Annotated in this window: 10 protein-coding genes; 4 read left to right on the forward strand and 6 right to left on the reverse strand. The window is 69.0% G+C overall.

Going from position 1 to position 13,867, the window contains the following annotated elements; genetic code table 11:
- Positions 1–207 precede the first annotated feature (207 nt).
- Positions 208–876, forward strand: coding sequence for a FadR/GntR family transcriptional regulator (locus CQ040_RS05580; RefSeq protein ID WP_105525686.1), 669 nt, complete (start codon positions 208–210; stop codon positions 874–876).
- Between the two features lie 99 nt (positions 877–975).
- Here CQ040_RS05580 and helR read toward each other — a convergent pair whose 3' ends face one another.
- From helR to CQ040_RS05595, 3 genes are all read right to left on the reverse strand, one after another.
- Complete coding sequence (gene helR, locus CQ040_RS05585) at positions 976–3,108, reverse strand: RNA polymerase recycling motor ATPase HelR (RefSeq protein ID WP_105525687.1); 2,133 nt, start codon at positions 3,106–3,108, stop codon at positions 976–978.
- Between the two features lie 115 nt (positions 3,109–3,223).
- Entirely contained in the window at positions 3,224–4,813 is a 1,590-nt protein-coding gene (locus tag CQ040_RS05590) for an amidohydrolase (protein WP_105525688.1), read from the reverse strand.
- On the reverse strand, positions 4,810–6,045 hold the full coding sequence (locus tag CQ040_RS05595; RefSeq protein WP_105525689.1) for an MFS transporter: 1,236 nt from the start codon (positions 6,043–6,045) through the stop codon (positions 4,810–4,812). Before CQ040_RS05595 ends, CQ040_RS05590 begins: the two co-directional genes overlap by 4 nt.
- Positions 6,046–6,231: 186 nt before the next feature.
- On the opposite strand from CQ040_RS05595, the gene CQ040_RS05600 reads away from it, so the two are divergent.
- The 3 genes from CQ040_RS05600 to CQ040_RS05610 all read left to right on the forward strand — a co-directional run bounded on the left by CQ040_RS05600 (position 6,232) and on the right by CQ040_RS05610 (position 7,953).
- On the forward strand, positions 6,232–6,834 hold the full coding sequence (locus CQ040_RS05600; protein WP_181156721.1) for a TetR/AcrR family transcriptional regulator C-terminal domain-containing protein: 603 nt from the start codon (positions 6,232–6,234) through the stop codon (positions 6,832–6,834).
- Positions 6,835–6,904: 70 nt separating this feature from the next.
- Positions 6,905–7,279 (forward strand): DUF2255 family protein, encoded by a 375-nt coding sequence (locus CQ040_RS05605; RefSeq protein ID WP_105525691.1) that lies wholly within the window; start codon positions 6,905–6,907, stop codon positions 7,277–7,279.
- A gap of 290 nt (positions 7,280–7,569) precedes the next feature.
- On the forward strand, positions 7,570–7,953 hold the full coding sequence (locus CQ040_RS05610) for a hypothetical protein (RefSeq protein ID WP_105525692.1): 384 nt from the start codon (positions 7,570–7,572) through the stop codon (positions 7,951–7,953).
- Positions 7,954–7,965: 12 nt separating this feature from the next.
- On the opposite strand, the gene CQ040_RS05615 is transcribed toward CQ040_RS05610, so the two are convergent.
- The 3 genes from CQ040_RS05615 to CQ040_RS05625 are packed head-to-tail and all read right to left on the reverse strand — an operon-like array spanning position 7,966 to position 13,747.
- Positions 7,966–11,430, reverse strand: a complete 3,465-nt coding sequence (locus CQ040_RS05615) for an error-prone DNA polymerase (protein WP_105525693.1) — start codon at positions 11,428–11,430, stop codon at positions 7,966–7,968.
- Positions 11,430–12,968 carry a DNA polymerase Y family protein gene (locus tag CQ040_RS05620; protein ID WP_105525694.1) on the reverse strand — a complete coding sequence of 513 codons (1,539 nt, stop codon included), beginning with the start codon at positions 12,966–12,968 and terminating at the stop codon, positions 11,430–11,432. The genes CQ040_RS05615 and CQ040_RS05620 overlap by 1 nt, the downstream gene beginning before the upstream one ends.
- The gene (locus CQ040_RS05625; RefSeq protein ID WP_105525695.1) at positions 12,965–13,747 is read right to left on the reverse strand and encodes a hypothetical protein; all 783 of its coding nucleotides are present in this window, start codon (positions 13,745–13,747) and stop codon (positions 12,965–12,967) included. The genes CQ040_RS05620 and CQ040_RS05625 overlap by 4 nt, the downstream gene beginning before the upstream one ends.
- Between the last annotated feature and the right edge of the window lie 120 nt (positions 13,748–13,867).

The following is a 13,867-nucleotide window of genomic DNA, read 5'->3' on the forward strand; positions in this document are numbered from 1 at the left end:
GGGGTGGAGAGGCGGGGGAACGGTGTCGTGGTCATGTCGGTGCTGCGTCCTTCTTCGAGAGCTGCGACCGGCACGTTCGACCCCCACGACGGGGAGCCGGTCCGGCTACGCCCCGCCGTGGCGGCGAAGAAGAAGGTGCTCTGACGAGAACATGGCTAGACTGTAACACAACTCCTCAGACAAGTAGAGGAGAGGAAGAAGAGGTCCATGGCACAGGTGAGGCGAGCGCCCCTTGCGGATCAGGCTGCGGAACTGCTTCTGGAGCGGATCCGCTCAGGCGAGTGGGCGCTCGGGGAGAAGCTTCCAGGCGAGACCACACTGGCGCCACAGCTCGGCGTCGGTCGCTCGACGATGCGAGAGGCCATCCGACAGCTCGCCGGACGTGGTGTGCTGGCATCGCGGCAGGGTGCCGGAGTGTTCGTCACCGCGCTCGACGCCCCGGAGGACTGGGATGCCGTGTTGCGCAAGGCCGGCATCGTCGCGGTGATCGAGGCGCGCATCGCTATCGAGACGGAGGCGGCCGCGCTCGCCGCCGCACGACGTACGCCTGCCGACCTCCGCGCCATCCGACGCGCGCTCGCTCAGCGCGCCGAGCACCTGTCCGACATCGACAGCCACGTCGATGCTGACACCGTGTTCCACCGCTCGATCGTCGCCGCCGCGCACAATCCGGTCCTCCTCGACCTGTTCGACAGCTTCACCCCACGGCTGCGCGAGGCCATGATCGAGATGCTCCGCATCAGACGGCACTTCGGTGGAGACGCCGATCACGATGTCCACGCCGAACTGGCCGGTGCGATCGCCGACCGCGACGAGGGCGCGGCAGCAGCTCGCAGCCGCGCCCACCTACTCAACCTTCGGGAGTCGCTGGCATGATCGTGTCGGGGTAGGGGCGGTGGATGGGTCCTCTCGCGCCCGTTGCCCCGGCCCGCCTGCTCGTGGGCTGAGCTCCCGACTCCTCGGGCGAGCTCCTCGTCAGCGGAGCACCACGAGTTCCCGGGTCGATCGGGTCATCGCCACATAGCGATCCACGGCGCCGGTCACATCGGCGCCGAACTGCTCGGGGTGCACGAGGATCACGAGATCGAACTCGAGCCCCTTCGCGCCTTCCGGACTCAGCGAACGTACGCGCGAGGTGGCAGCGAATGCCGGATCGCCGATCACGCACGCCACTCCGTCCGGATGTGAGTCGAGCCAGCTCTCCAGCAGGGGAGTGAGGGATGCGGCCGCCTCGAAGCGCACCGGGACTCCGCTCTCGCGCACCGACGTCGGCACATTCGCATCGGGGATCGCCGCGAGGATGGCCGGTGCCGCGACCTTCATCACCTCGGCGGGCGTCCGATAGTTCACGCCCAGGTGGGCGATCTTGACATCGCGGAGACCGATGCGTGCGAGCCTCGCCTCCCAGCTCTCGGTGAAGCCGTGCCGTGCCTGCGCCCGGTCGCCCACGATCGTGAAACTGCGTGAGGGGCAGCGGTCGATGAGCATCCGCCATTCGGAGTCCGTGAGCTCCTGCGCCTCGTCGACGACGATGTGGCCGAAGGGCCCGGCCAATTCATCGGGGGCGAGGGCCGGTGGGGCGTCGACGCCGAGCAGAACGTTCCTCGCATCCTGGCTGCGGAGGATCGACATCACCTTCATCTCGCTGTCGTCGTCTTCGATCAGGTGATCGACGACGTGGGAGATCTGCTCCTGCGCCGAGGCGATCACGGCCTGGCGCCGGTGCTCCTCGCGAACCGAGTCGGGATCGCCGATCCGGCGGTGGGCGGCATCCAGGAACGGGAGGTCTGCAACGGTCCACGGTGCTTCTGCCTCGCGTTGCAGGAGCGTGATGTCGGCGTACGAGAGGTGCGGGGCGCACAGTTGCAGGAAGTCAGGAGAGGTCCACAGCCGTGCGACCACCGAAGGCGGTGACAGCAACGGCCAGGCGGCGACGAATGCTCCGGTGAGCTCGTTCTCCTGGCGCAGCCACCGCCGCACGACGTGCGGGGGCACCTCCTCGTCGCCCACCTGGTCGACCAAGAGCTCCAAGATCTCCTCCCAGACCTCATCGCGTGCCTCGTTGTGCGATGCGGCCGGGTCGACTGCGGAGAACAGCTCTGCCCACTCCTCACGGCTCATCCAGAGATCGGCCCATGGTGACTCGAAACGCATCGCATGCCGAGGCGGACGCTCGAACGATCTGGCGGCGGCATCGAGCATCGAGACGGGATCGAGTGAGGCCTTCAGCGCCACGACCCGAGGATTCGGCTCCTCGACCGACGCCGCCCCCTCCGGAACGAGATCGCGCAGGGTGCACAGCCGCACCGTGTCTTCGCCGAGACTGGGCAGGACATCCTCGACGTACGCGAGATAGTGCGCGTTGGGTCCCACCAGCAGCATGCCCCCGGCGCTCTGCGTCAGTCGGGGCTCGGCATACAGGAGGTGCGCGGCGCGATGCAGCGCCACGACGGTCTTGCCCGTGCCGGGACCGCCGTCCACGACGAGCGTGCCGGCGGAGGGCGTGCGGATGATCGCGTCCTGGTCGGCCTGGATCGTCGCGAGCACGTCGCGCATCCGCGAGGTGCGGTGGGTTCCGAGGCTGGCGATGAATGCGGACTGGTCGTCGAGTGACGCGGCGCCGTCGAACGCGGGAGGTGTGAGCGCCTCGTCCCAGTAGTCACTGACATGGCCGTCGGCCCAGCGGTATCGACGACGGGAGATGATCCCTCGCGGATCCTCCATGGTCGCAGCGAAGTACGGCTCCGCCGCCGGCGTCCGCCAATCGACGAGGAGGCGGGTGCCATCGGCGGCGACCAGCCCGATGCGGCCGATGTAGATCGGTTCGCCGCGCGAGGGTGTCATCCGCCCGAGGCAGATGTCGATCCCGAATCGCTCCAAGACCCGAAGGCGCGCGCTCAACCGTCGGATCTCCAGATCGCGGTCCACAGCGGCATCGCCGAACTCGGCGTTCCGGCGTCGCACCTCGGTAAGGCGCAGCGCGACCTCGGTGCGTTGATCCTCCAGCGTGTCCGCGATTCGCCGGAGCTGCGCCCGGTCGCGGTCGAGGAGTTCAGGGGTGGTCTTCGCGCGGCGGTTCTCGGTGAGGCGGAAGGGTTCGAGGGGCATGGATCTCCTTCACGCTCGAGTGCCGATCACAGGAGCGAGGGTCGATTCTGCCGCATGGTGGGGGCCTTGCGGCAAGCCCCCACCTCGGGGATATCCTGGAGATGCAGGCGGGGAGCTACGGCTCGTAGACTGTTCGTCCCGCGATCACCGTCCGCACCACTTTCGCGGTCAGCAGGGTCGCCGGATCTGCATCGAACGGATCGGCGTCGAGAACGGCGAAGTCGGCTGCGTATCCGACGGCGATGCGTCCACGCCAGTCGCCATCGCCCATCGATGCCGCGGCATCCCGAGTGGCATGCGCCATCGCTCGCTCGAGCGGGAGCGCCTGCTCAGGGTGCGCGGCCGGGACCCCCGGCGTCAGAGCCGAAGCGCGGGTGCTGGCGACGTACATGTTCGCGAGCGCATCATGCGGAGCGGTCGGCGCATCGGTCGAGAAGGCGAGGAGCGCGCCTGCCTGCTCGTACTCCGACCAGGCGAACGCGCGGTCGACACGGTCGTCTCCGATCTGCGCCGCCCAGTTCGCGAAGATCGCGGGGTCCGCGTGCACAGGCTGCATCGAGGCCGTGACGCCGAGCCGCGCCATGCGCTCGGCGGTCGCAGGGGCGGCGTACTCGAGGTGCTCGATGCGGTGCCTACGCTGCTGTTCGCCGTTCACCGCGATCGCGTGCTCGATCGCGTCGAGGGCCAACGTGCTCGCCGCGTCGCCGATCGCATGCAACGCGATCTGCAGGCCAGCGGCGTCCGCCGCCGCGACCACGGGGAGCAGCCGCTCGGCGGGCCAGATCGGCTCGGCGTTCGTGCCGTCGGCATACGGGGCGCCCATGGCCGCGGTGCACGCATCGATCGTGCCGTCGAGCACCAGCTTGATCCCGAGGACCTGCACGCCTGCCGTCGAAGCCGACGCGTGCTCGGCAGCCTGCGCGACCTGCGCGAGGTTCGAGGCGTCGTCGCCGGTGTTCGCGATGAACCAGTGCGCGGCGATACGCAACGGGAGGTCGCCGCGCTCGGAGGCCCGACCGAGCGCGGCGAGCCCGAGCTCGTCGAAAGCCATGTCCACGGCCCCGGTCACGCCGGCGGCGAGGTAGGCGGAGGCGACCCGCTCGACCGCCGCGTCCCGCTGGGCGTCGGTCGTGCTCGCGTCGCGGTGAGCCCACGCGTGCAGCTGCGCAGCCGTCTCGTACAGCATCCCGGTCGCATCGCCCGCGGCGTCGCGGGCGATGCGACCGCCGATGGGGTCGGGGGTGTCCCGCGTGATTCCGAGCTCGATGAGAGCGGCGGTGTTCACCCAGCAGGAGTGGTAGTCGTTCGCGTCGAGGTAGACCGGGATGTCGGAGACGACCGCATCGATCATCGCCGCAGTCGGCTCTCCATCCGGGATCGCATCGAACAGCCAGCCGCGTCCGCGCAGCACGCCGGGAGCGGCTTCTCGCGCAGCGTTCAGCCTGTACTGGATCTCCTCCAGCGAGGAGGCGTCCGTGAGTCCGACCTGTCCGAGCGCCTCGCCCATCATCAGCAGGTGGGTGTGCGCGTCGGTGAATCCGGGGAGGACGACGCGACCCCCGAGGTCGATGACGGTGTCGGCCGGCGGTGCTGAATCCTCCGCACCGACGTGGACGAACACGTCGCCGTCGACGACGACCGAGTCGGCCCAGCGAGACTCGTCACCGGTGAAGATGCGTCCGTGGCGGTAGAGGGTGCGGGTCATGCGATGTTCTCCTGTACGTTCATGCGTTCGAGGCGCGTCGATACGAGGGCGATCGCTCCGGCGGGAACGGCCAGAACGAAGCTCGCGATACCGAGGGCGACGGCGAAACCCTGGTAGCCGAGGGCGCCGACGAGAGCTGCGCCGATGACCGGGGTGAGTGCCGAGCCGACGAGGTAGACCGCGAGCAGCGGTCCCGACCAGCGGCCGTCTGCGTCCAGTGCCGCAGAAGTCGACACGAAGTACATGAACGCGATGGCATATACGGAGTTCCAGGCGATGAACACCACGATGAAGGTGGTGGGATCGGAGACGAATCCCTCCACGATCTTCAACGCGCCTCCGGCGATCAGCAGGATCACGAGCGGAACAGCACGCCCGAATCGGGCTCCGACGATCATGAGGAGCAGGGAGCCGAGCAACCCGCCGGCCGTCGCTCCGCTGAGCGCGATGCCGAGTCCCTCCGGGGTCAACGCCGCCTGCTCAGCGCCCATCACCCCGGCCATCGCCCAGAGCGAATCCTCGCTGGCTGCCCAGAGCGCGAACACGATGAGAAGTCCGAAGCCCGCGATCGTGACGGTGCGTGAACGCGCGGGCGAAAGGCGGACGGTTCCCGTCGGGGGGATCTCGATCGGCATCGCCTCGGCGATCGCCGCCCCCGCCTGCGGAGCGACGACCGGAGCTGCGGGCAGCCAGGCCGACGCGACCAGGCCGATCATGCTGAACAGCGCCAGGGCCCCGAAGACGTCGATCGGCGCGAGGCCGATGAGTGGGATGACGGCGAGGACAACGGTGATGACGCCCCGGTTCGCCATCCCGTTGAAGCCGGCGACCCTGTCCGGATTGCGGAAGGCTGCGAGGGCGGCCCCGGATGCGGCGACAGCGCAACCGGCTCCTGCTCCGCCGAGGAGGAGTGCGGGGAGCATCGCGCCAGGGGCGAGCGCCGCGGTCGAGAATCCGACGACGGCGAGGGCCAGCCCGGCGCGTGCGACGGTTCGGCGATGCACGCCGGCACACAGCGGAGCGATCGCCAGTCCCGTCACAGCCGTCAGCAGAAGCGTCGCGGTGACGAGCCAACTCGCGGTGAGGATGTCGATGCCGAGGCCGGTCTGTGCGGCGGTGATCATGTAGGGCGACAGATTGACGCCCAGGTAGCCTGCGATCCCGATCGCGAACGTGGCCGCAGCCGTCGGGAAGCGGAGCGGGATTCTGGTGCGGAGGTCGAGAGTGGTCATGGGGCTCCAGGGAGTCGGCACGGCATTGTGCGCGGGAGGGGAAGACAGCTGGCGTGCGTCGGATGGAGCACAGCGTCGTAAACGAATGGTGTTCGTAAACGAACGATGTTCATTATTATGCACAGGAGAGGGTTCGTGCGGAACCCCCAATTGCCGACTTCCGGTTCCCGGAGAAAGCGAGTCCCGATGCCGAGGCCTTCCTCACCGCTGCTGTCCCCGGAGATCATCGGCGCTGCCGGGCTCGCGCTGGCCAAGGACGGAGATCCGTTCGGCGTCAACGCGATCGCTCGTAGCCTGGGCGTGCGGCCGTCGTCGCTCTACAACCATGTCGAGGGCATGGACGGGATCCTCGAACTCATGCGAGGTCGACTCGTCGACGGGTACCGCATCGAGTGGAATGGTGAGCCCTGGGATGAGTACCTGCAGGTGGTGCTCCGGACGCAGCGTCGGATGTATGCCGATCATCCGCAACTCGTTCCGCTGCTCGTCGGCAAGACGATCACGCATCCGGCGGTCATCGCCGCCTACGACGACCTCGCCTCCGTGCTCGTCGACGGAGGATTCCCCGAAGATGAGGTGCTGTCGGTCATCGCGGTCATCGACGCCTTCGCTATCGGATTCGGTCTCGACCTCGCCTCGCCCGACGAGGTATGGCAGCCCGGCGAAGAAACGCGCACCCTCGGCCGGCTCATCGACGGTGCGGAACGGGGGAGCGCTCGTTCGGATCGCACGTTCGCGCTCGGCGTCGGTCTGCTCATCGACTCGCTGCGTGCCCGTCTCGCGCGTTGACCGATCCCGGGTCGGAAGCGACCTGACGTAGCATGCACTCTGCGGCATCCACTGATCCCGAGGAGGACTCATGACCACCTGGAACCCCGACGAGCTCGCCCGTATCGCCGAGCCGGAGATGTTCGATCTCTCTGCGCAGCTCGCCGACGGCTCAACGCCGAAGACCGTGGGCATCTGGGCGGTGGCGGTGGACGGTCGTCTGTTCGTGCGCTCCTACACGGGCCTCGAGGGCAAGTGGTATGCCCCGGCCCTCGCCAGCCTGCGTGGTCGGGTCTCGGCGGGCGGTGTCACCAAGGACGTCCGATTCGAGCGGGTCACCGACGAGGCGACGAACTCCGCGATCGACGCCGAGTGCCTCGCGAAGTACACGCCGAGCCCCTATGCGCCGGAGATGGGCCAGGAGCCGGTGCGCTCGAACACCCTCGAGGTCGTGCCGCTCGGCTGAACGCGTCGCCGTTGCGGTCCGCTGAAGGGGAGATTGGCCCTCTCGAACGGCTCCGCCCCAGACGGGTGTCGTCGAGAGGGCTCACCGCCCTTCCCGGACGGTTGGGGAGGCGGCGAAAGAAATCGCTGCGCTCACGGCTGATCCCCAGTACATCAGCCTCGTAGCCCCCGCTACCTGAGCAGAATATCGCTTAATCGGCTTGTCCGCCATTTGGGGGACAAAGAAATTTACGAATGTTACCGAAGAGGACTCCCTGTTGTCTTCCCGGTGGCGTTGCCTAGGGTGGACTCATGGACAGATTGCTCGTGCTCACCGCTCAGGTCGCCATCGCTCACGGCCACCGCATCGAGGTGACCGAGCAGGCCGATCCGCTCACCGATGAGCCCGTCGTCCTCGCGCTCGTCGACCTCGACACCGGTATCCGTTATCGACGCACTGAGGAGCCCAGTGGCGACTTCTCGCGGTGGATCGGTCGCGTCCTGAAGTGCACCGTGACCATGGGGGGAGCCGGCGCGCACACGTCGCTCCTGGTCGGCCCGATCGGACCGGGCGCGACGGGGGCGAAGGTCGCCCTCCGAGACGCCGACGCCGCCGCCGATGCCGCGAAGGCCGAGGCTGACCGATGGGGTGGCGCGGATCGCCCTCCGGCAGAGGAGCCGGAACGCTTCTGGTGAAGGGGTTCCTCCTCAACGGAAATCCCTCGATCGGTGCGTGATACCGGTGCGCAGGTCCTCGAATCCATCCGCGAGCACGTTGACCACGCCCTCGGATGACCGCTCCAGGATGCCGCGGATGATCAGTGCCGGTGAATCCCGGGCGACGCGGCGGTAGCGGTTCCAGACCCCGGCCGAGCAGACGACGTTCACCAGGCCGCTCTCGTCCTCGAGATTCACGAAGGTGATCCCGGCTGCCGTGGCGGGGCGCTGGCGGTGGGTGACGAGACCGGCGACCTCGATGCGTCGACCGACCTCGTGCCCCTGCAGATCGACCGCGGTCAGCACGCCGCGGGTGCGCAGCGCATCGCGGAAATGGGCCATCGGATGATCGTCGGTCGACACCCCGGTCGCCCAGAGGTCGGCGGAGAGACGCTCGTAGCTGGTCTGATCCGCGAACAGAGGCGGTTGCACGGCCACAGTGGTTCCCGGGAGGAAGCGCGACCTGTCCTCTGCCGCCGCCCCGGCCAGCCAGATCGCCTCCCGGCGTTCCAGGCCCAGGCAGTCGAACGCGCCTGCGGTGGCGAGAGCCTCCAACTGCGCGGCGGTGGCATCCGTCCGTCGCACCAGATCGTGCAGATCCCGGTAGCGACCGTTCGCCTCGCGCTCGGTGACGATCTTCTCCGCCATCGGAACGCCGATTCCGCGGATGCCGCTGAGCCCCAGCCGCACAGCGGATCGGCCGTCCCTTCGGTGCGCGGCTGATTCGTCGGGTGCCGCCCTGTCGAAGCGGGCCGCAGCCGGCTGAGGGTCGGCCAGGCACGACTCCCGACCGGTGGGGCCGCTCCCTGTCGCCTCGACGATCGGCTCCAGAGTCTCCGTCGCACCGGAGACGTGCAGATCGGGACGGAGAACCTCCACCCCATGGCGCCGTGCATCCGATGTCAGGGTCGCCGCGGAGTAGAAGCCCATGGGCTGCGAGCGCAGCAGGCCTGCGAGGAACGCCGCGGGGTAGTGCAGCTTCAGCCAGGAGCTGGCATAGACGAGCAGGGCGAACGACAGCGAGTGCGATTCGGCGAACCCGAAGTTCGAGAACGCCTGGATCTGCGCGTAGATGCGATCGGCGGCCTCGTCGACGAGACCGCGCCTGGCCATCCCCGCGTACAGCTTGTCCCTGACCTTCTCGATCTTCTCCAGGCCGCGCTTGGAGCCCATGGCGCGGCGCAGCAGGTCGGCCTCATCGGCCGTGCAGTCGCCGATCGCCGTGGCCATCTGGATGAGCTGCTCCTGGAAGATCGGGATGCCCAGCGTGCGTTTCAGGATCTCCTCGAGATCGCTGTGCGGGTAAGGGATCGTGAATTCCACCAGCTTCTGCCCGCGAGCAGCCCGCCCCCGGTTCTCCTCGTCGATGCGGTCCTTCGCCATCTTGCGCCGTACGAACGGATGCACCGCACCGCCCTGGATGGGGCCGGGGCGGATGAGTGCGATCTGGATGGCGAGGTCGTAGAAGCACCGCGGCTGCAGGCGGGGGAGCAGGCCGATCTGGGCGCGGGACTCCACCTGGAACACGCCGATCGAATCCGCTCGGCAGAGCATGTCGTAGACCGCCGGCTCCTCCTTGGGGATGCTCTCGAGCGTCCACTCCTCGCCGGTGGTCTCCCGGATCAGGTCGAAGCAATGCTGAAGGGCTGCGAGCATCCCGAGGCCCAGCAGATCGAACTTCACCAGTCCCATGAAGGCGGAGTCATCCTTGTCCCACTGGATGACGGTGCGATTCTCCATGCGGGCGTGCTCCACGGGCACGACCTCGCCGACCGGGCGCGCAGTGAGCACCATGCCGCCGGAGTGGATACCGAGATGGCGGGGCGCCTTCAGCAGCTCACCGGCATAGGCGAGCACGTTCTCGGGGATGTCGTGGCCCTCGACGGGTTCCAACCCGGCACCCCAGCCGTCTACCTGTCGGGACCAGGCATCCTGCTGCCCGGGGGAATGACCGAGTGCCCTCGCCATGTCGCGCACCGCGTTCTTCGGCCGGTACTGGATGACGTTCGCCACCTGGGCCGCGCGCTCTCTGCCGTACTCCCGATAGACCCACTGGATGATCTCCTCGCGGCGGTCGGAGTCGAAGTCCACGTCGATATCGGGCTCCTCCGTCCGCGTGGTCGCGAGGAACCTCTCGAAGGGGAGGCGGTAGAGGATCGGATCGACGGCGGTGATCCCCAGCAGGTAGCAGACAGCGCTCGCCGCAGCCGATCCCCGACCCTGGCAGAGGATGCCGAGCCTCCGCGCCTCGGTCACGATGCCGTGCACGATGAGGAAGTACCCCGGAAAGTCCTTCTCCTGGATCACGTCGAGTTCGCGTGCGATTCGACGGCGGCCGTCATCGTCCAGGCGCGGATACTTCGACGGCACGGCCTCCCAGACCAGATGACGCAGCCAGGTCATCGGGGTGTGTCCCTCCGGTACCCTCTGCTGCGGCAGTGCCGGTCGGGCGAGCCGCAGCGGGAAGGCGGATGCCGCTGCCAGTTCGAGCCCGTACGAGATCGCTCCGGGATAGCGCTGGAAGCGCGTCGACATCTCGGCTCCGCTGCGCAGGTGCGCACCCCCGTGTGCGGGCAGCCAGCCGTCGAGCTCGTCCATGCTGCGCACCGCACGGACCGCGGCGACGGCCTCGGCGAGCGGTGCCTGCGCAGGGGTGGCGTAGTGCACGTTGTTGGTCGCGACCACCGGCAGTCGCAGCCGACGGGCGAGGTCGGCGAGGGTGTCGTTGCGGCGGGTGTCCAGCGGGTCGCCATGGTCGAAGAGCTCGACGGCGACGTGGTCGCTCCCGAACCGGTCGACGAGGGAGCGCAGCGGTGTGAGGCCGTCGCCCGCCTCGAGGCCGCGGCGCACGGCGCCCTTGCGGCATCCGGTAAGGATCGTCCAGTCGCCGCCAGCGCGTGCAGCGAGGTCATCGAGGTCGTAGACCGGACGACCCTTCTCGCCGCCGCGCAGCTGTGCGGCGGTGATCGCACCCGAGAGTCGGTGGTACCCCTCCATCCCACGGGCGAGGACCAGCAGATGCTCGCCCGCGGGATCGGCGGAACCTCGCTGGGGTGCGGGCAGGTCGAGGGAGAGCTCGGCTCCGAACACCGTCTGCAGCGGGCTCTGCATGAGGTCGGCCACCTCGGCGAAGCGTGCGGCACCGTAGAAGCCGTCGTGGTCGGTGAGGGCGAGAGCGGTCAGGCCGAGGCGGTCGGCCTCGGCGAGGAGGTCTTCGGGGGAGGAGGCGCCGTCGAGGAACGAGTACGACGAGTGCGCGTGCAGCTCGGCGTAGGGCACCGCGTCCTCGGGCCGGGGAATGGCTGTGGGGGGCGTGCGCTTGCGGCGATGACTCACCGGCCCCGGATCCGTCCGCTGCCCCCTGGGCTCGGAGCCTGGCGGCAGCGGAGGGGACTCCTCGCCGCTGAGGGTGCGCTCCAGCTCGTTCCAGGACAGCGGCGGGTTGTGCCAGCCCATCAGCGATACCTCCCCTCGGCCCACCAGCGCTCGCCGGTGTGGAAGACCAGCCACGCACGATCATGGTCATCGACGATCTGGAGCCGGTGCCCGCGTTTCCCGCCCCCGGATGTCCAGCGCCGCTCGTGCACAGGCCAGGGCCCGGCCCATGCCTGCACGGCAGCTCCGTCGATGCGCGCGGGGTCGTTCGAGAGCGTCCCGCGTTCGTCGATACTGATCGTGCTCTCGTCTGCAGCGATCACCCCGATGGGGCGCGGGGACAGGAACACCTCCGCCGGCAGCGGATCGGGAAGGCTGCCAGGCCAGGGGGACCCAGGATCGCGCGGGGGGACAGCGCGCTCTCCCCAGGGCGTGAGCACCTGACGGTCGGCGAGCCAGCGTCCGCCCGCGACAGCGGCGGTGACCACGCCCTGATGGCCCAGCATGGTCTGCACGCGAGAGACGGCATGGTGCAGGCGCTCATCGGTGCCGGAGCCGAAGAGGCCGGGCTGGTGGTGCGCGGCATCGTCGACGGCGGCAGGGACGATGCGCACCGCCACGATGCCGCCGAACGCCCGTGCCTCGTCGACCGGATCCTTCGCGGACTCCGCCGCCAGCGACTCCAGCTGCCAGCGCACCCGGTCGACGAGGTCAGAGGCGTCGAAGCAGGTCGGGTGCAGCCAGGACCGGGAGAAGACACCCCCGTTGTCGTCGGTCAGGTCGATCCGCACCTCCGTGCAGACGAGCGAGGCGTCGCCGAGAGCGAGCATCACCGCGTCCGCCGTCTGGCGCACCGCGAAGGCGACCTGATCCGTTCCGCCCAGCGGGGAGTCGAACTCGATGCTCCGTACCAGCTCCGGATCGGGCGGGCGCGGCGTCAGCGGGCGGGAGTCGGCACCGGCGGCGAGTGCGTGCAGACGCGCACCGTGCTCGCCGAAGCGATCGCGCACGTCGAGTGGGGCGAGTGCGGTGAACTCGCCGAGCGTGCGCACTCCGAGCCGGATGAGGAGGCCGGCGATCTGTTCGTCGCGCAGCACCTGCACGGGGTACGGCGCCAGGAATTCCCTGGAGCCTCCTGGCGGCACGACCGCGCAGGGGGCGGGGCCTCGTGCGGCGATCTCGGCCGTGAACGGGCCGTCGGCGACGCCGATGCGCACTTCGGGGAAGCCGACTTCCTTGAGGATCGCAGTGAGGGCTTCGGCGGCCTCCGCCTCTCCTCCGTGATAGCGGGAGATGCCCCTGGCGCGGAGGATCGCGAGCCCCGGTCGCAGCAGTGTGACCCCGGGGGCGTGCTTCTCGATCAGGTGCAGCACCGGGAGGAAGGCGCGTTCGTCCCTGTCGGGGTCGTGGGGGAGCACCCGCAACGACGAGAGGTGTCCCTGCGCGACCCGGCGGCGCTGACCGGTGCGCACGCCGTGCTCTCTGGCAGATGCGGTGCAGGCGACGATCGTGTTCGCCTGCACCAGGGCGGTGGGCGGATGCGGGGGCGCGCTCCCGAGGGCGGCACGCATCGGCCAGTCGGGGAACCACAGCACGAGGACGCGGAGCGGAGCGTTCATCCGGCTTCCGCCCATCGCAGGAGCTCACCGGGAGCAGGCTCGCCGGGAGCGGTGGTCTCGGGGGAGAGCGCGGGCAGCGCGGTGAGCTCTGCTGCGGTGGCCTCGAGGGTCCCGTGCCCTCCTGGCAGCTGCACACGCACACTCGACGGGCGAGGGCTGTGCCGTGTCTGCGCGGTCACTGTCACCGTGCAGTCGGAGAGCAGCCCCCAGCCGGCGCCCAGGCCGTGCCAGTGCGGGTCGTGAAGTCGTATCGTGCCCTCGCTCTGCGGCCAGCGCTCGGTGCCGGGCGACTCCGTGACCAGGAGCGTGCATCCGCGATCGCGCAGGCGGGCGCTCAGCCGGGAGACGTCGGCGTCTCGCGCCCGCATGCCGGGGGATACGACGATCAGGGGCACGACCTCGGCCAGGGCGGAGGTCGCCGCGAGCCAGCGCTCGCCGGGGCTGGGGACGAGGATCAGACGGGCGAGATCGATGCCGAACGCGGCTGCTGCTTCGACGCCGAGGTTCGGCATGCCGACCACTGCGCACCAGAGCCCCTTCTGCGATGCCGCACTGAGCAGTGCGAGCACGAGACTCGGTGAAGGGGAGACGGTGTAGGAGGTGCCGGTCTGCAGGCCCTCCTCCGGCAGGAGTGCGGCGAAGGCGGGGTCGAGGGGCAGCAGCGCATGTTCGCTGCGTCGCCGCTGCATCCTGCTGATCTCGCGGCGCAGTCGCAGGACTTCTCCCGCCCGGGAGTCGCTGTCCGGAGAGAGCGAGACCACCGCATCGAGCCCGATCACCCTGCATCCTTTCTCGAAGATATATTCTAATATACCAAGCCGTGTGAATGACGATAGTTCGTACATCGGACATCGACCAGGGGTTGTCCACAGGTGGTCTGCATGGGGTCTGTCGATCTC

Source organism: Microbacterium sp. MYb54 (genome assembly GCF_002979515.1).
GTDB lineage: Bacteria > Actinomycetota > Actinomycetes > Actinomycetales > Microbacteriaceae > Microbacterium.